The sequence below is a fragment of the Intrasporangium sp. genome, from assembly GCF_039812505.1.
Classification (GTDB): Bacteria; Actinomycetota; Actinomycetes; order Actinomycetales; family Dermatophilaceae; genus Intrasporangium_A.
On sequence record NZ_JBDIAQ010000024.1, the window covers coordinates 1 to 20,663 of the forward strand.

The 20,663-nt window shown below is 73.1% G+C and carries 19 protein-coding genes; 14 read left to right on the forward strand and 5 right to left on the reverse strand.

Translation table 11 applies throughout. The annotated features are described in order from the left end of the window. Positions 1-302: 302 nt before the first annotated feature. Positions 303-1,607: an arginine deiminase gene (locus WMI84_RS05390; RefSeq protein WP_347351092.1), complete on the reverse strand. Its 1,305-nt coding sequence runs from the start codon at positions 1,605-1,607 to the stop codon at positions 303-305. A 195-nt stretch (positions 1,608-1,802) separates the two neighbouring features. On the opposite strand from WMI84_RS05390, the gene WMI84_RS05395 reads away from it, so the two are divergent. The 8 genes from WMI84_RS05395 (at position 1,803) to WMI84_RS05430 (ending at position 10,804) form a co-directional block, all read left to right on the forward strand. Further along, positions 1,803-3,923, forward strand: a complete 2,121-nt coding sequence (locus tag WMI84_RS05395; RefSeq protein ID WP_347351094.1) for a S9 family peptidase — start codon at positions 1,803-1,805, stop codon at positions 3,921-3,923. 45 nt (positions 3,924-3,968) lie between these two features. Beyond that, on the forward strand, positions 3,969-5,318 hold the full coding sequence (gene hisD / locus WMI84_RS05400; protein WP_347351096.1) for a histidinol dehydrogenase: 1,350 nt from the start codon (positions 3,969-3,971) through the stop codon (positions 5,316-5,318). Beyond that, positions 5,315-6,493, forward strand: a complete 1,179-nt coding sequence (locus WMI84_RS05405; protein WP_347351098.1) for a histidinol-phosphate transaminase — start codon at positions 5,315-5,317, stop codon at positions 6,491-6,493. Before hisD ends, WMI84_RS05405 begins: the two co-directional genes overlap by 4 nt. Then, the gene (hisB, locus tag WMI84_RS05410; protein ID WP_347351100.1) at positions 6,490-7,089 is read left to right on the forward strand and encodes an imidazoleglycerol-phosphate dehydratase HisB; all 600 of its coding nucleotides are present in this window, start codon (positions 6,490-6,492) and stop codon (positions 7,087-7,089) included. The genes WMI84_RS05405 and hisB overlap by 4 nt, the downstream gene beginning before the upstream one ends. Positions 7,090-7,122: 33 nt before the next feature. Next, a complete protein-coding gene (gene hisH / locus WMI84_RS05415) occupies positions 7,123-7,761 on the forward strand; it encodes an imidazole glycerol phosphate synthase subunit HisH (protein ID WP_347351102.1) in 639 nt (212 codons plus the stop codon). A 121-nt stretch (positions 7,762-7,882) separates the two neighbouring features. Continuing rightward, positions 7,883-8,626: a bifunctional 1-(5-phosphoribosyl)-5-((5-phosphoribosylamino)methylideneamino)imidazole-4-carboxamide isomerase/phosphoribosylanthranilate isomerase PriA gene (priA, locus tag WMI84_RS05420; protein ID WP_347351103.1), complete on the forward strand. Its 744-nt coding sequence runs from the start codon at positions 7,883-7,885 to the stop codon at positions 8,624-8,626. Beyond that, entirely contained in the window at positions 8,623-9,435 is an 813-nt protein-coding gene (locus WMI84_RS05425) for an SseB family protein (protein WP_347351105.1), read from the forward strand. The genes priA and WMI84_RS05425 overlap by 4 nt, the downstream gene beginning before the upstream one ends. Before the next feature lie 103 nt (positions 9,436-9,538). Continuing rightward, a complete protein-coding gene (locus WMI84_RS05430) occupies positions 9,539-10,804 on the forward strand; it encodes a DUF445 domain-containing protein (RefSeq protein WP_347351107.1) in 1,266 nt (421 codons plus the stop codon). A gap of 51 nt (positions 10,805-10,855) precedes the next feature. Here the strand turns inward: WMI84_RS05430 and WMI84_RS05435 are convergent, their stop codons facing one another. The 3 genes from WMI84_RS05435 to WMI84_RS05445 all read right to left on the reverse strand — a co-directional run bounded on the left by WMI84_RS05435 (position 10,856) and on the right by WMI84_RS05445 (position 13,535). Further along, a complete protein-coding gene (locus WMI84_RS05435) occupies positions 10,856-11,638 on the reverse strand; it encodes an ABC transporter permease (protein ID WP_347351109.1) in 783 nt (260 codons plus the stop codon). Next, positions 11,635-12,633 (reverse strand): ATP-binding cassette domain-containing protein, encoded by a 999-nt coding sequence (locus tag WMI84_RS05440; RefSeq protein WP_347351111.1) that lies wholly within the window; start codon positions 12,631-12,633, stop codon positions 11,635-11,637. Before WMI84_RS05440 ends, WMI84_RS05435 begins: the two co-directional genes overlap by 4 nt. A 188-nt stretch (positions 12,634-12,821) precedes the next feature. Then, complete coding sequence (locus tag WMI84_RS05445) at positions 12,822-13,535, reverse strand: PadR family transcriptional regulator (RefSeq protein ID WP_347351113.1); 714 nt, start codon at positions 13,533-13,535, stop codon at positions 12,822-12,824. A 158-nt stretch (positions 13,536-13,693) separates the two neighbouring features. Here WMI84_RS05445 and WMI84_RS05450 point away from each other — a divergent pair, with 158 nt between their 5' ends. Beyond that, entirely contained in the window at positions 13,694-14,692 is a 999-nt protein-coding gene (locus WMI84_RS05450; protein WP_347351115.1) for an NADP-dependent oxidoreductase, read from the forward strand. 90 nt (positions 14,693-14,782) lie between these two features. Here WMI84_RS05450 and WMI84_RS05455 read toward each other — a convergent pair whose 3' ends face one another. Next, positions 14,783-16,837, reverse strand: coding sequence for an elongation factor G-like protein EF-G2 (locus WMI84_RS05455; protein ID WP_347351117.1), 2,055 nt, complete (start codon positions 16,835-16,837; stop codon positions 14,783-14,785). Between the two features lie 398 nt (positions 16,838-17,235). Between WMI84_RS05455 and infC the strand changes: the two genes are divergently transcribed. From infC to WMI84_RS05480, 5 genes are all read left to right on the forward strand, one after another. Continuing rightward, on the forward strand, positions 17,236-17,793 hold the full coding sequence (infC, locus tag WMI84_RS05460; RefSeq protein ID WP_347351119.1) for a translation initiation factor IF-3: 558 nt from the start codon (positions 17,236-17,238) through the stop codon (positions 17,791-17,793). Between the two features lie 85 nt (positions 17,794-17,878). After that, positions 17,879-18,073: a 50S ribosomal protein L35 gene (rpmI, locus tag WMI84_RS05465; RefSeq protein WP_347351120.1), complete on the forward strand. Its 195-nt coding sequence runs from the start codon at positions 17,879-17,881 to the stop codon at positions 18,071-18,073. An 85-nt stretch (positions 18,074-18,158) separates the two neighbouring features. After that, on the forward strand, positions 18,159-18,539 hold the full coding sequence (rplT, locus tag WMI84_RS05470; RefSeq protein ID WP_347351122.1) for a 50S ribosomal protein L20: 381 nt from the start codon (positions 18,159-18,161) through the stop codon (positions 18,537-18,539). A 23-nt stretch (positions 18,540-18,562) separates the two neighbouring features. Next, positions 18,563-19,399 (forward strand): RNA methyltransferase, encoded by an 837-nt coding sequence (locus tag WMI84_RS05475; protein ID WP_347351124.1) that lies wholly within the window; start codon positions 18,563-18,565, stop codon positions 19,397-19,399. A gap of 36 nt (positions 19,400-19,435) precedes the next feature. Further along, on the forward strand, positions 19,436-20,545 hold the full coding sequence (locus WMI84_RS05480) for an ATP-binding protein (RefSeq protein ID WP_347351126.1): 1,110 nt from the start codon (positions 19,436-19,438) through the stop codon (positions 20,543-20,545). Positions 20,546-20,663 lie beyond the last annotated feature (118 nt).

The following is a 20,663-nucleotide window of genomic DNA, read 5'->3' on the forward strand; positions in this document are numbered from 1 at the left end:
CCGGTACAGTGCCGCCTCCCCGGGAGCGGCCGGCCGCCAGCCGTTACGGGCCATTGACGGCTGTTGTCGTGGTCCGGGTGGCCTTGGCGCCCACGAGAGCTGCAACCGAGCGCACCTGTCGTGGCCGGGTGGCCTTGGCGACCACGAGAACTGCAACTGAGCGCACTTGTCGTGGCCGGGTGGCCCTGGCGACCACGAGAACTGCAACTGAGCGCACTTGTCGTGGCCGGGTGGCCCTGCCGCCCACGAGAGCTGCAACCGAGCGCACCCGTCGTGGCCGACGGCGTCGGCACCCCGAAAGATCAGTAGTCGACGGCGTCCCGCACGAGCGGGCAGGTCATGCAGTGGCCGCCACCGCGCCCCCGGCCGAGCTCGGCCCCCGAGATCGTGATGACCTCGATGCCGGCGTCGCGCAGCTTCGCGTTGGTCTCGGTGTTGCGGTCGTAGGCAATCGCGACACCCGGCTCGAGCGCGACGAGGTTGTTGCCGCTGTCCCACTGCTGGCGCTCGGCCTCGAACACGTCGCCACCGGTCTCGACGACGGTGAGGCGGGGCAGCCCGAGCGCCTTGGCGACCACGTCGGTGAAGGCTGCGCCGTCCTCGTCCACGACGTCGATCCCGCCGGGCCCGGTCCCCGGGCGCAGGGTGAAGGTGTGCACCGCGTCGACGATCCGCGGGTAGAGGGTCACCACGTCGCGGTCGGCGAACGTGAAGATGGTGTCCAGGTGCATGGCCGCGCGCATCCGCGGCATCCCCGCGACGACGACCTGCTCGGCGGCGCCGGCCGCGAACAGCGCCGACGCGACCTGGGTGATCGCCTGGTGGGAGGTGCGCTCGCTCATCCCCATCAGCACGACGCCGCCCCCGACGGGCATGATGTCGCCGCCCTCGAACGTCGCGTTGTCGAAGTCCTGCTCGGGGTCGCCCCACCAGATGCGCGAGCCGACGAAGTCGGGGTGGAAGGTGTAGATCGCCTTCATCAGCAGCGTCTCGTCGTGCCGGGCCGGCCAGTGCAGCGGGTTGAGGGTGACGCCGCCGTAGAGCCAGCAGGTGGTGTCGCGGGTGTAGAGCGTGTTCGGCAGGGGCGGCATCAGGTACTCGCGCGTGCCGACCGAGCGGGCCACCAGCGGCAGCTGGTCGGGGCGGTGGTCGGGCGGCAGGTCGTGTACCGCCAGCCCGCCGATGAGGTACTCCGCGAGCCGGTCGTCCGGGAGCGACTCGAGGAACCCGCGGGTCGCCTCGACCAGGCCCAGGCCCACGGCGTTGGTCGTGATCTTCCGGTCGAGCAGCCAGGCCTCGGCCCCCGGCCGGGCCAGCGTCTGGGCGAGCACGTCGTGCAGCTCTAGGACCTCGACCCCGTGCCCGGTCAGCACGTCGACGAACTCGGCGTGGTCGTGCTGCGCCTGCTCGACCCACATGACGTCGTCGAAGAGCAGGTCGTCGTTGTTCGACGGGGTGAGCCGCCGGTGGGCCAGGCCGGGCCGGCACACGAGGACCTTGCGCAGCCGGCCCACCTCGGAGTGCACGCCGTAGCTCGCGCTCGGAAGGGGTGCGGCAGCCGCCTCGCTGTCGCCACGGGTCGTCGGGGTTGCCGGGTCGTTCGTCATCACAGGCCTCTCTGCGGGGATGGTCCGAGTCTGCCGCACCAGAGGTGTCGGGTGCGTCCGATGACCCGGGCGAGTGCCGGACCCCGCCCCGAACCCGGGACGACGCGCACCTGGTGCACGTCCCGCCCGGCGGCATCCGCGCCCCTTGCGCTGGTCACCTCGTCAGGCTAGCGGGCCCGCGCCTACGATGCCCGGATGCAGCAGCCTCCCACCGCCCGCCGCGAGCCGACCACACGCGAACGTCACGGCGAGGCCTTCGTGGACCCCTATGCGTGGATGGCCGACCGCGACGACCCCGACCTGCTGGCCTACCTCGAGGCCGAGAACGCCTGGGCCGCCGAACGGACCGCACACCTGCAGCCGCTGGCCGACACGATCTACGAGGAGCTCCGCTCCCGGATCAGGCAGACCGACCTGTCGGTGCCGGTCCGGCACGACCGGTGGTGGTACTACTCGCGCACCATCGAGGGCGAGCAGTACCCCGTCGATGCCCGCGTGCTGCTGACCGACCACCCGCAGCGCCCCTCGCTGGAGGGCGGCGCGGTCCCGGCCGGGGAGGAGGTCCTCCTCGACCAGAACGCAGCGGCGCAGGGGCACGACTTCTTCGCCGTCGGGGGCAGCGAGGTCTCCCACGCCGGGGACGTCATCGCGTATGCCGCCGACCTGGCTGGCGACGAACGCTACGACGTGCGGGTGGTGCGGATCGCGACGGGGGAGCTGCTCGACGACGCCGTGCGCGCGACCGGCGGGTCGCTGGCGTGGTCGATCGACGGGCGGCACCTCTTCTACACCAGGGTGGACGACGCGTGGCGGCCCCACCAGGTGTGGCGGCACGAGGTCGGCACGCCCGGCGAGGCCGACGTCCTCGTGCACGACGAGCCCGACGAGCGGTTCTTCGTCGGTGTCGGCGCCTCGCGCGACGACCGGCACGTCGTCATCGCGATCGCCTCGAAGACGACCAGCGAGTACCGGATCCTCGACGCGGCCGACCCGCTCGGCACGCCCCGGGTGGTCGCCGAGCGCCGGCCGGGCGTCGAGTACGACATCGAGCCGGTCGGCGACCGGCTCTTCGTCGTGCACAACGCCCGTCGGACGAACTTCGAGGTGGCCGTCGCGCCGATCACCTGCACGACCCACGAGCAGTGGGTTCCGACCGACGTCACGAGCGAGGACGAGTACGTCACGGGCATCGACGGGTTCGACGACTTCGTGGCGGTGTCGCTGCGCCGCGAGGGTGGCACCGCCGTGCGGATCGTCGCACGGTCCGCTGACCCGGCGGCACGCGGTGGCCTCGGTGCGGCCCATGACGTCGAGGTCGGCGAGCCGCTGCACACCATCCGGGTCGGGGCCAACCCGGAGCCGGCGACTGGCACGGTCCAGCTGGTCCGGGAGTCGCTCGTCACACCACGCACCGTCGTCGACTACGACGTCGCCACCCGGGCGAGCACGGTCCTGAAGCAGCAGGAGGTGCTCGGCGGCCACGACCCGGGCGACTACGTCCAGCGCCGGGAGTGGGCCACCGCCCCCGACGGGACCCGAGTGCCGGTCTCGCTCGTGCACCACGTGGACACCCGGCTCGACGGGACGGCCCCCGGCCTGTTGCACGGGTACGGCGCCTACGGCATCCCGAGCGACCCGTGGTTCTCCGTGCTGCGGCTCTCGCTGCTGCAGCGCGGCTGGGTGTTCGCCATCGCCCACGTGCGCGGCGGGTCCGAGCTGGGCCGCAGCTGGTACGACGCCGGCAAGCTCGAGCACAAGCCCAACACGTTCACCGATTTCGTCGCCTGCGCCGACCGGCTCGTCGCGATCGGCGCCGTCGCGCCGGACCGTCTGGCGGCCGAGGGCGGCTCGGCGGGCGGCCTGCTGATGGGCGTGGTCGTCAACCAGGCGCCCGACCGGTTCCGGTTCGTGCACGCCTCCGTCCCGTTCGTCGACGCCCTGACGACAATGCTCGACCCCTCGCTGCCCCTGTCGGTCATCGAGTGGGAGGAGTGGGGCAACCCCGTGCAGGACCCGGCGGCATACGCGCTGATGCGGTCGTACTCGCCCTACGAGAACGTCACGCCCGGGCCGCACCCCGCCCTGCTGGTGACGACCAGCCTGCACGACACCCGGGTCTACGTCACCGAGCCGGCCAAGTGGGTGGCCGCCCTGCGCTGGGCCGACCGGGACCGGCCCGACGCCGCGCCGGTCGTCTTCCGCACCGAGATCGCGGCCGGGCACGTCGGCCAGTCCGGCCGGTACGACCAGTGGCGCCAGTGGGCCTGGGAGACGGCGGTCCTGATCGACTCGGTGACGCCCGCCCAGCCGGGATGAGACGACGCATCGGCGGCCCGACGCGGCCTCTCTAGAATCAGGGCCATGATGTCCACCCTCGACCTGCGCGGGCACGCCCTCGACGTGCGCACCCTGCGCCGGGCCCTGCCGCGGGCGGAGCTCGACGTCACGGCCGCCATGGAACAGGTCCGCCCGATCTGCGCCGAGGTCCAGCACGGCGGCGCCGAGGCGCTGCGCGCCCTCGGGGAGCGGTTCGACGGGGTGCGGCCCACGCACCTGCGGGTTCCGGCGCAGGTGCTGCAGGCCGCCCGCGACGGGCTCGAGCCCGACCTTCGGGCGGCCCTGCTGGAGTCGATCCGTCGCGTCCGGCTGGTGCACGGCGACCAGCGCCGCACCGACACGACGACCGAGGTCGTCCCCGGCGGGACGGTGACCGAGCGCTGGGTGCCGGTCGAGCGGGTCGGGCTCTACGTCCCCGGCGGCCTGGCCGTCTACCCGAGCAGCGTCGTGATGAACGTCGTCCCCGCCCAGCTGGCCGGGGTCGGCTCGCTGGCCGTGGCCTCGCCGCCGCAGCGCGACAACACCGGCGTCTTCACCGGCTACCCGCACCCCACGATCCTGGCCACCTGCGCCCTGCTCGGCGTCGAGGAGGTCTACGCGGTCGGCGGCGCCCAGGCCGTGGCGATGTTCGCCTACGGCTTCACCGACGGGGTGGACGCCGCGGCGGTCACCTGCGAGCCCGTCTCCATGGTCACCGGCCCCGGCAACATCTGGGTCGTCGCCGCCAAGCGCCTGCTCAAGGGGCTGATCGGCATCGACGCCGAGGCCGGGCCGACCGAGATCGCCATCCTGGCGGACGATTCCGCCGATCCCGAGCTCGTCGCGGCCGACCTCGTCAGCCAGGCCGAGCACGACCCGCTCGCGGCGTCCGTCCTCGTCACCGACAGCGCGCAGCTCGCCGCGGCGACCCGGACGGCGCTGGCGCGCCGCGTCGCGGCGACCAAGCACCACGAGCGGGTCAGCACCGCGCTCGCGGGAACCCAGTCGCGCATCGTGCTCGTCGACGACCTCGCCGCCGGCCTGGCCGTCGTCGACGCGTATGCCGCCGAGCACCTCGAGATCCAGACGCGCGATGCCGCCGCGGTGGCCTCCCGCGTCCGCAACGCCGGGGCGGTCTTCGTCGGCCCGTACGCACCGGTGAGCCTCGGCGACTATGCCGCCGGGTCCAACCACGTCCTGCCCACCGCCGGCTGCGCGTCGCACTCGAGCGGCCTGTCCGTCCAGTCCTTCCTGCGCGGCATCCACGTCGTCGACTACGACCGGGCCGCGCTGCGCGACGTCGCCCGGCACGTGGTGACCCTGGCGCAGGCCGAGGACCTGCCGGCCCACGGCGAGGCGGTCACGGCACGGTTCGGCAACGAGGTGCCGCGATGACCGAGGACCCGGCGCGGACCGGGACGGCGGCATACGAGATCCAGCGGCTGCTGCGACCGGACCTGCGCGGACGCACGCCGTACGGCGCGCCCCAGCTGGACGTGCCGGTGCGGCTGAACACCAACGAGAGCTCCTACCCGGTGCCCGAGGCCATCGTCCGGGCCGTCATGGCGGCGCTGGAGGACGACGTCCGCGGGCTGAACCGCTACCCCGACCGCGAGTTCACCGACCTGCGCAAGGCCCTGACCGCGTACCTGGCGAGGCAGGCCGGCGTGGACGTGACACCCGAGCAGGTGTGGGCGGGCAACGGCTCCAACGAGGTGCTGGCGCACCTCGTGCAGGCCTTCGGCGGGCCCGGTCGCACCGCGCTGGGTTTCACCCCGAGCTACTCGATGCACCCGATCATCACCGAGACGCTGGGGGCGAGGTGGGTCGACGGCCTGCGCGCCGCGGGTACCTTCGAGCTGACGGCCACGGCGGCGGCGGAGCAGGCCAGTGCCCATGACCCGTCGATCGTGTTCCTCTGCTCGCCGAACAACCCGACCGGAACGGCCCTGCCGTTCGCGGTGATCGAGGCGGTCCTCGCCGCCGCACCGGACGCGGTCGTCGTGGTGGACGAGGCCTACGCCGAGTTCGCCCGGCCCGGCACGCGCAGTGCCCTCACGTTGCTGCCCGGCAACCCGCGCCTGGTCGTGACCCGCACCATGAGCAAGGCCTTCGCCTTCGCGGGCGGCCGGCTCGGCTACCTGGTCGCCGACCCGGAGCTCATCGACGCGCTGCGGCTGGTCCGGCTGCCGTACCACCTGTCGACCCCCACGCAGACGATCGCCCGGGTCGCCCTCGAGCACGCCGACCTGCTGCTGGCCACCGTCGAGACGATCAAGGCCCAGCGCGACCGGATCGTCGCGAGCCTGGCCGGCCTGGGTCTCGCGCCGGTCCCCAGCGACGCCAACTTCGTGCTCTTCGGCGGGCTGGCCGACGCCCACGCGACGTGGCAGGACCTGCTCGACGCCGGTGTGCTGGTGCGCGACGTCGGCATCGCCCACCACCTGCGGGTCACCGCCGGCACCCCCGACGAGACGACGGCCTTCCTCGCGGCGATGACGCGCCTGGCCGCCGCCCACCGGCTCGACCCCGCGCCCGCCGACCCGACCATCACCGGAGCACACGGATGAGCCGCACGGCCACCATCAGCCGCACCACCAGCGAGTCCTCGGTGCGGCTCACCCTCGACCTGGACGGCACCGGCGAGTCCGACGTTTCGACCGGCGTGCCGTTCTACGACCACATGCTCGCCTCGCTGGCCAAGCACGCCCTGATCGACCTGACCGTCAAGGCCACCGGCGACATCCACGTCGACGTGCACCACACCGTCGAGGACACCGCGATCGTCCTGGGCCAGGCGCTGCGCCAGGCGCTCGGCGACAAGTCGGGCATCTCGCGCTTCGGCGACGCGACGGTCCCGCTCGACGAGGCGCTGTGCCAGGCCGTCGTCGACGTTGCCGGCCGGCCCTACGTGGTGCACGAGGGCGAGCCGGAGGGACAGCAGTACGTGCTGGTCGGCGGCCACTTCACCGGCTCGATGACCCGGCACGTGTTCGAGTCGTTCGCCTACAACGCCGGCCTGTGCCTGCACGTCCGGGTCCTGGCCGGCCGCGACCCGCACCACATCGTCGAGGCCCAGTTCAAGGCCGTCGCCCGGGCGCTGCGGGCCGCCGTCGCGCTCGACCCCCGCGTCCACGGCATCCCGAGCGCCAAGGGCGCCCTCTGAGATGGCCACGCCGCCGACGGGACCGGGTCCGCGATGAGACCGCACGTCGTCGTGCTCGACTACGGCAGCGGCAACGTCCGGTCCGCCGTGCGCGCCCTCGAACGGGTCGGCGCGGCCGTCGCGCTGACCTCCGACCCGCACGCCGCCCTCGAGAGCGACGGGCTGTTCGTCCCGGGCGTCGGCAACTTCCACGCCTGCATGGCGGGACTGGCCGCCGCCCACGGCCCACGGATCATCGGCCGTCGGGTGGCGGGGGCCCGCCCGGTGCTCGGCATCTGCGTCGGGATGCAGGTGCTCTTCGACACCTCGACCGAGCCCTCCGCGGCCCCGCTCGAGGGGCTGGGGGAGTGGCCCGGCACGGTCGAACGCCTGCCCGCCGACATCGTCCCCCACATGGGCTGGTCCCGGGTCGAGGTCGGTCCCGGCTCCCGCCTCTTCTCGGGCGTCGAGTCCGAGCGCTTCTACTTCGTCCACTCGTATGCCGTCCAGTCCTGGACGCTGCAGGCCACCGGGGCCTTCGCGGTCGTCGCCCCGGTCGTGACCTGGGCGCGGCACGGCGCCCGGTTCGTGGCCGCGGTCGAGAACGGACCGCTCACCGCCACCCAGTTCCACCCCGAGAAGTCCGGGGACGCCGGGCTGCACCTGCTCGAGAACTGGGTGACCAGCCTGTGACCCCCCGGCCGCACCTGCGCCCCCGCCGGCCCCACCCCACGCCCGGCGCACACCGACCCGGCGCGCCCCGAACCCGCTGCGGACAACCCCGGCAGCACGGCACCATCAGGAGGCCTCGCCCATGACCGACCGACCGCGCCTCGAGCTGCTCCCGGCCGTCGACGTGTCGCAGGGACGCGCGGTGCAGCTCGTCCAGGGCGTCGCAGGCAGCGGCGGCGAGTTCGGCGACCCGTGGGCGGCCGCCAAGGCCTGGCAGGACCAGGGCGCCGAGTGGCTCCACCTGGTCGACCTCGACGCCGCGTTCGGACGGGGCAGCAACCGGGAGCTGATCGGCTCGATCGTGGGCCGGCTCGACATCGCGGTGGAGCTCTCCGGCGGCATCCGCGGGTCCGAGTCGCTCGACGCGGCGCTGGCCACCGGGTGCCGACGGGTCAACATCGGCACCGCCGCGCTCGAGGACCCGCAGTGGACCGCGGCGGTCGTCGCCGAGCACGGTGACCGGGTCGCCGTCGGGCTCGACGTGCGCGGTACGACGCTGGCCGCGCGTGGCTGGACCCGCGACGGCGGCGACCTGTGGGAGACGCTCGACCGGTTCGACGCCGAGGGCTGCGCGCGCTACGTGGTCACCGACGTCGCCAAGGACGGCATGCTCGAGGGGCCCAACCTCGTCCTGCTGCGGGACGTGTGCGCCCGCACCGACCGACCCGTCGTGGCCTCCGGTGGGGTGTCGACGCTCGACGACATCCGGGCGCTGCGCGAGCTCGTCGGTGCGGGCGTCGAGGGCGCCATCATCGGCTCGGCCCTCTACCGCGGCGCGTTCACACTGCCCGAGGCCCTCGACGTCGCGGGCCGGCCGGCATCGTGAGCGAGAGCCGGGGCGGGCCGGCCGCGGGTGACTTCGCCCATGTGGACCACGTCGGGCGCCCGTCCGACTCGACGGGTCAGGCGTGGGCGGGCAAGTCGATCCCGACGCACGGTTTCGGGGAGGACACCGGTGCGGCTGCGCCGGGGCTCCTCGAGGCCCTGAACGCCATGCAGGAGGCGCCGACCCCGGAGTCCGAGACGGCGGCGATGCGGGCCGTCGCCGCCGCCCGCTGGCTCGTGCCGGTCGTCGCGGTCGCGACCGAGGTGACCGAGGCGAGCGGGAGCGCCGGTCGGAGCGACAAGCGCAGCGAGATGGCGACGGTGACCCTGACCGCCCCCGACGGCTCCCGTGCCCTGCCGATGTTCTCCTCACTCGCCGCCCTCGCCGACTGGGACCCCTCGGCCCGGCCGGTGGCGGTGCCGGCGGCCTCCGCCGCCCGGGCCGCCGTGAGCGAGGGCTGCGACGTCCTGGTCGTCGACGTGGCCTGCCGGCACGCCGTAGTCCTGCGTCCCACCATGGTGTGGGCGCTGGCCGAGCAGCGCGCCTGGCAGCCGAGCCATCTCGACGCAGAGGTGACCGGCCTGGTCGACCGGGCCTGCGCGCCGGAGCCGATCGTCCGGGCGCACCGGCTCGAGGCCGGGGAGCCGGCCGGTGCGGGAGTGCTGCGGGTCGTGCTCGGGGTGCGGCCGGGCCTGCCGGCCGACGAGATCAGCGCCCTGGCGACCCGGATCGGGGAACGGATCGCGACCGACGCGGCGGCGCGTGCGAGGATCGACGCGCTGGTCTTCGCGCTCGAGGCGGCCGGCTGAGGCGGGGCGGGCCCGCCGCATGCCGGGGACTCGACGCAGGCCCCGCGGCCCGACGGTGGGGGAGTCGGACCGGTGACATCCACGACCGACCAGGAGGTGACCAGTGAGCGGACCGCTCGGCCTCATGGTCGACCCGGCCCTCGACGCGCAGCGCCGGCACGACCTGCGGCGGATGCGGATGGTGGCGACCGGCCTGCTCGTCCTCGCCGCGGTCGTCTACCTGCTCACCCGAGGTGACCAGACCGGCATCCTCGGCTTCGTCAACGCGGGGGCCGAGGCCTCGATGGTCGGCGCCTGCGCGGACTGGTTCGCGGTCACCGCGCTGTTCCGGCACCCGCTGGGCCTGCCGATCCCGCACACGGCGCTGATCCCGCGCAAGAAGGAGATGATCGGGCGCAGCCTCGAGGAGTTCGTCGCCGAGAACTTCATGCGCCCCGAGATCATCCGGGAGCGGGTGCTGGACGCCGAGCCGACCCGGCGCGTCGCCGCGTGGGCCAGCTCGCCGGGGCACGCGAAACGGCTGGTCGACGAGGTTGCCACGGTGACCGCACACGTGCTGCAGCGGATCCCCGACGCCGACATCCGGGCCGTCATCGAGCAGGCGGTGATCCCGCGGCTGAAGGCCGAGCCGGTCAGCGAGCTGGCCGGTGGCCTGCTCGACCAGGTCGTCCGCGACGACGCACACCGCGGCCTGGTCGACCTCGTGCTCGACGAGAGCCGGGCCTGGCTCGTGGAGAACGAGGACCTGTTCGAGGCGCTCATCATCCAGCGCGCCCCGCTCTGGGTCCCCGACGCCGTCAACGACCTGGTCGCCCGCAAGGTCCACACCGAGGCGCTCAAGTGGCTGGCGGACATCCGGGCCGATCCGCACCACTCGGTCCGGATCGCCCTGGACAAGCTGCTCGTCGACCTGGCCGACAACCTGCAGCACGACCCCGTCACCCAGGCCAAGGCCGAGCGGCTGAAGGAACGCATCCTGTCGCACCCGCAGGTCCCCGCGACCGCGATGTCGCTGTGGGTCTCCTTCCGCGGGGTGGCCGTCGCCTCGCTCGAGGACGCGGACGGGCCGGTGCGGGCCCGCGGGGTCCGCGAGGTGCAGGCGCTGGCCCGCCGGCTGCTGGCCGACCGGGGGCTGCGTGACCGGATCGACGCCCGGGTCTGCGACGCCGCCGTCTACGCCGTCGAGCGCTACGGCACGGAGCTGACCCAGGTCATCAGCCACACCATCGACCGCTGGGACGGCCAGGAGACCGCCGAGCGCGTCGAGCTGCAGGTCGGCCGCGACCTGCAGTTCATCCGGATCAACGGCACCCTCGTCGGTGGCCTGATCGGGATGCTCATCCACGCGTTCTCGCTGCTGATCCCGTGAGGGGGCGCGGCACTTCGTGCGCACTCGACGGTGGGGGTGGACCCACCCGCCTCAGACCGAGCGCTGGTAGGCGCGGAAGGCCTGCGTCGACAGCCAGCCCATGACCAGGGCCAGAACCGCGAGCCCGCCGAGCCGGGACCACACCGCGGCCCAGTCCGGCGTCGCCGACAGGGCCTCGCGGCCGACCACGACCGTCCAGTCGAGCGGGTTCCAGGTCGCGATGTCCCGCAGCCACGACGGCGCGAGCCGCGGGTCCATGATCGCCGACGAGAGGAACGCGAGCGGCAGCGAGAGCAGCTGGCTGATCCCGATGAGCGCGTTCTGTTCCCGCGCGAGCAGGGCCACCGCGTTCGACAGCGCCGCGAAGACGACGGTGAGCAGCACCGCGGCGACCAGGGTCAGCCCGATCCCGGCGAGCGGCCGCTCGAAACGTGCCCCAGCGGCATACGCGATCCCGATGATGATGAGCGTCTGCACAACGGCGGTGATGCTCTGGTAGGCGATCGTGCCGTTCATCAGCGCCCCCCGGCGTACCGGCGAGGCGAGCATCCGGTCCATCACGCCGAGATTCATGTCCTCGATGTAGACGGTGCCGGCCCACGCGGCGGAGAAGAGCACCGTCATCGCGACGACACCGGGCGTGAGGAACTCGAGGTAGGACCGACCGCCCGCGCCGAAACCGGGGATCTGGACGGCCTTCTCGAACAGGGCCCCGAAGAGCAGCAGCCAGATCGCCGGCTGGACCAGCGTGATGAGCACGAACGCCGGTTGCCGCAGCAGGGCGGTGACCGTGCGTTTCGTCATGAGGGCCGAGTGGACCGCTAGGGTGCTCACGCCCCCACCTCCTCGAACGAGCGGCCCGCATGCCGCAGGTAGACGTCGTCCAGCGAGGGGCGCGAGACGGTCGCGGAGGTGACGCCGATCCCGGCTTGCTCGAGCGCGGCCAGCACAAGGGGTATGACGCTCGCACCCTCGTCGCTGCGAGCGCGGACCGCGCGGCCCTCGTGCGACACGTCGACGAGCGTGACGATCCGGGACAGGCGCTCGGCGGCGAGGGCCCCGGTCGCCGCGTCGGCGACCTCGATGACGACCCGGTCGCCGTGCAGCTCGCGCTTCAGCTCGTCGGGCGTCCCGGCCGCGACGACCCGCCCGCGGTCGACGATGGCGAGCCGGTCGGACAGGTGGTCGGCCTCGTCGAGGTAGTGCGTCGTGAGCAGGACGCTCGTGTGCTCCTCGACGGCCAGCTGTTCGATCTGCGCCCACAGCTCGGACCGCGCCTCCGGGTCCAGACCGGTGGTGGGTTCGTCGAGGAAGAGCACCGCCGGCCGGGCCACCAGACCGATGGCGACGTCGAGCTTGCGGCTCATGCCGCCGCTGTAGGTCTTGGTCAGCCGGTCCGCGGCGTCGGCCAGGCCGAACCGGGTGAGCAGCTCCCCGGAGCGGTCGCGGGCCTCGGACCGGGACAGCCCGTGGATCCGGCCGGTCATGACGAGGCTCTCGCGGCCGGTCATCATCGGGGCGGTGCTGGGCTTCTGAGAGACCAGCCCGATCGCGTGGCGGACCGCCCCCGGCTCGTGCCGGACGTCGTGGCCGGCGACGACGGCGGTGCCGGAGTCGGCACGCGAGAGGGTCGAGAGGATCTTGACCGTCGTCGACTTGCCGGCTCCGTTGGGGCCGAGCAACCCGAAGATCTCGCCTCGCCCGACCTCGAGGGAGAGCCCGTCGAGGGCTCGCACGGGTGGGGCCCCGCGGCGGCCGGGGTACGTCTTGACCAGGTCGGTGGCGACGACCGCGGTCGTGGTCCTGCTCGCCGTCGTGACGTCGTGCATGGTGACTCCTGTGGTGCGGGTGGCCGGGAGACGGCCACCGAGGTGGGGGAGTCGGTCGCGCAGTGCCGTAGGCTCAGGTTGTGCCTTGGGTTCCTGCTGCGGATCGCTGCAGCGGCTGACTCGAGGAGGGCCCCGGCCGGACGTTGCCGCGTTCGGCCGGGGTTGTCATGGGGCCGGTGGATGTGTCGTCAGGGTGTGTCTGCCGGGGCCTCGGTATCGTCCGCGAGGGTGTCCCGCAGCATGCGTCCCTCCTCCCCGAAATGTCGGAGCGGGTCGCGCAGGATCTCCTCCATCGGGATGCCGCAGGCCCGCAGCTCGTGCATCCGGCGCCAGACCTTGACCCCGCCCAGGGTGTTGGAGCGGATCTGGCCGGCCAGCTGCGCGGCATACTCCCGTTCGGCGGTGAGCATCGCCGCGCGGAAGGTGCTCTCGACGAGGAAGACCTCCGGGAGCCCCTGCTCGCGCGCCCAGTCGTTCGCGGCGCCGGCCGACCTCAGCTCGAGGTCGAGCCGGCTGACGCGCTCCTCGAGCAGCCTCGCGGCCTCGTCCGGGGGGATTCCGCCGATCAGCGACAGCGCGGACTCGAGGCTGGACGGGTCGTGTGTCGGCGTGCTCAGCAGCTCGGAGAGCCAGTCCTCGAACTCCTCGACTCCGGCCTGGGTGAGCTCGTAGACGGTGCGCTCCGGCCGGTTGCCCTCCCGCACCTTCTCCCGCGCCGAGATCAGGCCGTGCTTCTCGAGGGAGGCGACCACGGAGTAGAGGGAGCCGTAGTTGAGCTTGATGCTCTGCTCCTTGCCCCGGTGGCGCAGGGTCGAGGAGATCTCGTAGGGGTGCATCGGCCGCTCGCCGAGGCAGGCGAGCACGGCCAGCGCGAGGGGGTTGTTGACTCGACGACGGCTCATCGAGGTTCCTCTGGATCGGATAGCAGGGCTCGGGTACTCGATCTCGAGTATTCGATAACGAGTCTCCTGCGTCAAGCCCCTTTCCGGCGCGAGGCCGTAGCGTGGACCGCAGGTGTGCCGATCCGTGGCACCGGCGTGAGGAAGGAGCGAGGTCTCAGATGCGAGCCCGTGAGGTGGTGCTTCGGTCGAGACCGGTCGGGTGGCCGGTGCCAGGCGACTTCGAGCTCGTCGAGCGCGAGCTGCCGCCCCTGCACGACGGCCAGGTCCTCGTGCGCAACGAGGTCCTGTCGGTCGACCCCTACATGCGCGGACGGATGAGCGACGCGAAGTCCTACGCCGCCCCGTACGCCCTCGACGAGGCCATGCACGGGGGAGCGGTCGGCGTCGTCGAGGAGTCCCACGCGGACGGGGTGGACGTCGGCGACCACGTACTGCACGCGCTCGGCTGGCGCGACGTCGCCGTGGTCGACCACCGCTCGGTGCGGGTCGTCGACACGTCGGCGGCCTCCGCCTCCGCCTACCTCGGCGTCCTCGGGATGCCGGGCCTGACGGCGTACGCCGGGCTGACCCGGATCGCCGCCCTGGCTCCGGGTGATGTGGTCTTCGTGTCCGGTGCGGCCGGAGCGGTGGGGGGCACGGCGGGGCAGATCGCGCGGGCGCTCGGCGCGGCGCGGGTCGTGGGCAGTGCCGGCAGCGCGGAGAAGGTCGCCTACGTCACGGGGGAGCTCGGCTTCGACGCGGCGTTCAACTACCACGACGGGAAGGTGAGCCGGCAGCTGCGCGAGGCGGCGCCCGAGGGGGTCGACGTCTACTTCGACAACGTCGGCGGCGAGCACCTCGAGGCGGCGATCGGCTCGCTGCGGCGCGACGGCCGGATCGCGATCTGCGGTGCCATCTCGGCCTACAACGCGACCGAGCCGGCGCCCGGCCCGAAGAACCTCAGCCGCCTGGTCCAGACCCGGGGCCGGATCCAGGGCTTCCTCGTCAGCGACCACCAGGACCTGGCCGAGGAGTACTGGGGACGCGCCGGTGGCTGGCTCGCGGACGGGTCGCTGAGGTTCCGGGAGACGTTCGTCGACGGGCTCGGGCACGCCGTCGACGCGTTCCTCGGCCTGCTGCACGGCGAGAACATCGGCAAGATGCTCGTGCGCCCGTGACCCGACCGACCTGAGCGCCCACATCCCCGTCGAGTGCGCACCGTGTGCCGCGCTGGGCCCGGTACGTGCTGTGCACTCGACGAGGGGTGCCTACTGCGCGGCGAGCAGCGCCTTGACCTTGTCGGCCGGCAGCAGGTCGTGACGCAGCTGTTCTCGGGTGAACGAGCCGGTGCCGTGCGAGACCGACCGCAGGTCGATCGGGTAGCGCGACAGCTCGGACGCGGGCACCTCGGCGTGCACCACGGTCCACCCGGGCTCCTCGCCCGGCTCGGTGCCCACCACCTGGCCGCGCCGGCCGCGCAGGTCGGACATGACCGAGCCGAGGTACTCGTCGGCGGTGGTGACCGACACGCTGTCGATCGGCTCGAGCAGGGCCATCGTCGACTCGTTGGCCGCCTCCTTCAGGGCGAGCGCCGCCGCCGTCTGGAAGGCGACGTCGGAGGAGTCGACCGAGTGCGCCTTGCCGTCCACGAGTGTGACCCGCACGTCGACGACCGGGTGCCCGGTGAGCAGCCCCTTCTCCAGCTGAGCCCGGGCCCCCTTCTCGACCGAGGGGATGAACTGGCGCGGCACGGCGCCGCCGACGACCTTGTCGACGAACTCGAAGCCGGCCCCGCGCGGCAGCGGCTCCACCTCGATCTGGCAGACGGCGTACTGGCCGTGCCCGCCGGACTGCTTGACGTGCCGGCCCTGCACCGCCACCTTGCGCACGAACGTCTCACGCAGGGCGGTGCGGTGCGGCTCCGCGGTGACCGTGACGCCGTAGCGGTCGGCCAGCTGCGCGATGAGGTCGTCGAGGTGGGCCTGGCCCATCGTCCACAGCACCATCTGGTCGGTGTCGGCGGCGTGCTCCATCCGGACGGTGACGTCCTCGGCGGCGATCCGCTGCAGCGCGGCGGCCAGCTTGTCCTCGTCGGACTTCGTCGCCGGCCTGATCGCGACCGGCAGCTGCGGCTCCGGCAGCAGCCACGGGGCCACCACCGCGGGCCGCTCGGTCGAGGACAGCGTGTCCGAGGTCTCGGCCCGCGAGAGCTTGGAGACCAGGATGATGTCGCCGGCGATCCCGTGCGAGACCGGCCGGTGGGTGTCGCCCAGCGGGCTGGCCAGCGGCCCGAGCCGCTCGTCCTCGTCGTGGGCCGCGTGGGCCTCGACGTCGTGCCCGACGAAGTCGCCCATGTGGCCCGAGACGTGCACGCTCTGGTCGACCTCGAGCCGGCCCGAGAAGATGCGCACCAGCGAGAGCCGCCCGACGTAGGGGTCGGTCGAGGTCTTGATGACCTGCGCGACCAGGGGCGCCTCGACGTCGCAGCGGACGTCCTTGACGGGAGCGCCGGCGGGAGTGTGGACCGGCGGCAACCACGACGCGCTGGGGTCGGGGAAGGCATGCTCGATGATGGTGAGCAGCTCGGAGATCCCGACGTCGCGGCGGGCGGCCACCGGCACGATGGGGAAGAAGCTGCCGCGGTTGATCGCGGTGCGCAGGTCGGCGATGAGGGTGTCGGTGTCCAGCTGCTCGCCCTCGAGGTAGCGGTCGAGCAGCGAGGCGTCCTCGGACTCCTCGATGATCGACTCGATGAGCTCGCTCCGGGCGGCGTCGTGCTCGTCGGACGCGCCGGTCAGCAGCCCCACGATGGAGCCCACGTCACCGTCGGCCAGCACCGGCCAGTGCGTCGCCCGCGCGTCGCCGAAGACCCGTCGGCAGGTCTCGACCGTCGCGGCGAAGTCGGCGCGTGGCTGGTCCAGGTGGGTGACCACGACCGCGCGTGGCATGTCGATCGACGCGCACTCGCGCCACAGCAGCGCGACCGGTCGGTCGATCTCGTCGGCCGCCGAGACGACGAAGACGGCCGCGTCGGCAGCCCGCAGCCCGGCCCGCAGCTCGCCGACGAAGTCGGGGAAGCCGGGCGTGTCGATCAGGTTGACGGCCACCCCGTTGCTGTCGAGGGCGGCGACCGTCACGGAGGTGGAGCGCTCGTGCTCACCCTCGCGCGGCCGGTGTCCGGGGACCCGCGCCGCGACGAGGTGGTCGAACAGGGTCGTCTTGCCGGCGCCTCCCGGCCCGACGAGGACGACGTTGCGGATGTCCTGCGGCGCCGCCGGGTCCGGGGCCGCAGGGAGGTCTTGTCTGCCGGTGGGTCTCGCCATGACCCCACCCTTCCCCTCTTCGCCCGCGCCGACAAGGTCTGCGGTGCGGCCGGTGTGCGCCGCCGGTTCGGCCCACCCTCGGCCCGCTGCTATCCTGAGCAGTGACCAGCCGTTCCCGGCCTGCCGACTCGTTCGGTGCGCCGGAGGCGGCGTGCAAGAGGAGCCCCGCTTCCACCCGCGTCGACCTTCGGGTTGCCGGGTCCGGTCCGTGCAGTGAGGTGCCCGGTGGGCACCTGCTGCGCAGTATGACGCCCACCCGGCTGGGCGGCATACGTTCCCTGGGGCTCCTCGTGCACGCACGGGGAGCCTTTTCGCGTGGCTGGTCGGCTCGACACCGACGAACTTAGGAGCACCACATCAGCGATCCTCGCATCAACGAGCGCATCCGGGTCCCGGAGGTGCGCTTGGTCGGCCCCAACGGTGAGCAGGTGGGCATCGTGCGCGTCGAGGACGCGCTCCGGCTCGCCGACGAGGCCGGTCTCGACCTCGTCGAGGTCGCCCCCATGGCCAAGCCGCCGGTCGCCAAGCTCATGGACTTCGGCAAGTACAAGTACGAAGCCGCCATGAAGGCGCGGGAGGCCCGCAAGAAGCAGGTCAACACGGTGATCAAGGAGATCAAGCTCCGGCCGAAGATCGACCCGCACGACTACGGCACCAAGAAGGGGCACGTCGAGCGGTTCCTGAAGGCCGGCGACAAGGTCAAGGTGACGATCATGTTCCGCGGCCGGGAGCAGTCCCGCCCGGAGCTCGGCCGGCGTCTGCTCGAGCGGCTCGCGACCGACATCACCGAGCTCGGCTACGTCGAGTCGGCGCCCAAGCAGGACGGCCGCAACATGATCATGGTGATCGCCCCCACGAAGAAGAAGTCCGAGGCGAAGGCGGAGCAGCGACGCGCCCGCGACGCCGCGGCGGCCAAGCAGTCCGCGCCCGCCCCGGGGGCGAGCGCGGCCCAGTGACCCCGGACGGGGTGCACCTCGCCCCGTCCCAGACCTGCCGGCCTGCCCCCGGGCCCGCCCGGCACGACAGAAGGAGATCGGCACCATGCCGAAGATGAAGACCCACAGCGGCGCCAAGAAGCGCTTCCGGATCACCGGCGGCGGGAAGGTCATGCGCGAGCAGGCCGGTGGCCGCCACCTGCTCGAGCGCAAGTCCTCGCGCTACACCCGCCGCGTCGCAGGTGACGTCGAGGTCGCCACGGCCGACCGCAAGAGGGTCAAGCGGCTCCTCGGCAAGTGAGCCGTCCGCCCCACCCGACCAGCATCTCGCCCAGCTCGCCGGCCCGTCCAGGGCACGGCGGCGGCACCAACGAAGGAGTGTTCACGTGGCACGCGTGAAGCGGGCGGTCAACGCCCAGAAGAAACGTCGCGTCGTCCTCGAGCGGGCCAGCGGGTACCGCGGCCAGCGCTCGCGGCTCTACCGCAAGGCCAAGGAGCAGGTCACCCACTCGCTCGGCTACGCCTACCGCGACCGGCGCGCCCGCAAGGGAGACTTCCGTCGCCTCTGGATCCAGCGCATCAACGCCGCGGCCCGCGCCAACGGCATGACCTACAACCGGTTCATGCAGGGCCTGCGCCTCGGCGGCGTCGAGGTCGACCGCAAGATCCTGGCCGACCTGGCCGTCAACGACGCCCCGGCCTTCGCGGCTCTCGTGGAGGTCGCCCGCGCCAACGTGCCCGCACCGGCCGAGAGCAAGAGCGCCTGAGCCCGGGTGCGCACCGCCCATCGGTGAGCGAGCACCGAGCGTCGCGACAACCCGCGCTGACCAACCCGCGTTCCGACCGGGTCAGGTCGGTCCGGGCGCTGTCGCAGCGCTCGGTGCGTGCCCGCACCGGACTGTTCCTGGCCGAGGGCCCGCAGGCGGTCCGGGAGGCGGTCGCGCACCGTCCCGACCAGGTGCGCGACGTCTACGTGACCGCGCCGGCCGCCGAGCGGCATACCGACATCGTCGCGACGGCGGTCGCCGCGCGACTGCACGTGCACGAGGCGAGCCCCGAGGTGTTCGCGGCCATGGCCGGGACCGGCACACCTCAAGGCGTCCTGGCGGTATGCCGCCCGGCCGCGCTCGTACTCGAGGACGCCTTGGCTGCCCTGCCGCCCGACGCGGTGGTGTGCGTGCTGACCCAGGTGCGCGACCCCGGCAACGCGGGCACCGTCATCCGCGCCGCCGACGCGGCCGGCGCCGACCTGGTCGTCGTCAGCGACTCGAGCGTCGACGTGTACGCGCCCAAGGTCGTCCGGGCCACGGCCGGCTCGCTGTTCCACCTCCCGCTGGTCGTCGGCGTGCCGGTCGAGCAGATCCTGGCCGCCCTGGGTGAACGCGGGATCAGGCGACTGGCCGCCGACGGTTCCGGCCGCACGCTGCTGCCCGACGCCGACCTGCGCGGTGCCCACGCCTGGGTCCTTGGCAACGAGGCGTGGGGCCTGCCCGAGCAGACGCGCGCCGGGTGCGACGACGTCGTGCGGGTGCCGATCCACGGCCTGGCCGAGTCGCTCAACCTGGCGATGGCCGCCACGGTGTGCCTCTACGCCTCCGCCGAGACGCGTCGTCGCGCCCGGCGCTGACGGGCAGGGCCCGCCCGCCGTCGCTATCCTGCGGGCATGGCCTCCCAGCGCCCGCTGCCGCCGCACGCGGCCACCGCGATGCCGGTGGGCCAGATGGCCGAGCTGCTGCCCGACGGGCTCGTCGTGGTCGGTGGCGACCAGGTGATCCGGTTCGTCAACGGCGAGGCGCTGCGCATCCTGGCCCGCACCCGCGAGGATCTCGTGGGGCGCCCGGTGCGCGAGGCCCTGCCACTGGCGGACAAGACCGGTCGTGACTGGTGGGAGCACACGGAGCCGTGGGACGGCCTGGCCACGCGCACCGGCCACCGGGAGAAGCTGCTCGTCGGCCCGGGGCGGCGCGACCTGCTGGTGACGGCCCGCTACGTGCGCAGTGCCCGCAACCGCGGCGTCGAGCGTGTCCTGCTCGGCCTGCGCGACGCCGCGGCCAGGCAGCGCGCCGAACGCGACAACGCGACGGTCCTGGCGACCGTGGCCCACGAGCTGCGGGCGCCGCTGACCTCGGTGACCGGCTTCACGAACAGCCTGCTGCGCCGCTGGGACCGGTTCACCGACGACCAGAAGCGCCTGATGATCGAGACGATCCAGTCGGACGCCACCCGGCTGAGCCGCCTGATCGGCGAGCTGCTGGACATCTCCCGGCTCGACGCCGACCGGCTCACCCTCCGGCTCGGGCCGGTCGACCTCGAGGACCTGCTGCGGCGCCACGTCGTGCGGCACGAGCTGTCCCGCAGGGGCCAGATCACCCTGCGGCTCGGCGACCGCGCCCGCGCGGCGGGCGTGCCCGAGCTGTGGGCCGACGCCGACCGACTCGAGCAGGTCTTGTTCAACCTGATCGAGAACGCCAGCCTGCACGGCGGCGGCGACATCACGGTCACCCTCGACCGGGACGGCCCGGAGCCGGCCGGGGTGCTGGTGCACGTCGACGACACCGGCGACGGGGTGCGGCCGGAGGACCGCGAGCGGGTCTTCGACCGGTTCTGGCACGGCACGGACACCACCACCACGGGCCTGGGGCTCTACGTCGTGCGAGGCTTCGTGGAGGCGCACGGCGGGACCGTCACGGTGGGCGACTCCGACGCCGGGGGAGCCCGGTTCACCGTCCGGCTGCCGGCCAACATGCCGGCCTACGTCCCCGACCGGACCTGACCGCCCGGCTCGGCCCGCCGTCCCGGGAGCGTCGTACCACGCCTCTACACTGGCTCGTGATCCGCCCGCCCGCACCCTGATCCGGGCGGGTGCGCCCGTCCCGGAGACCCGTCAACGA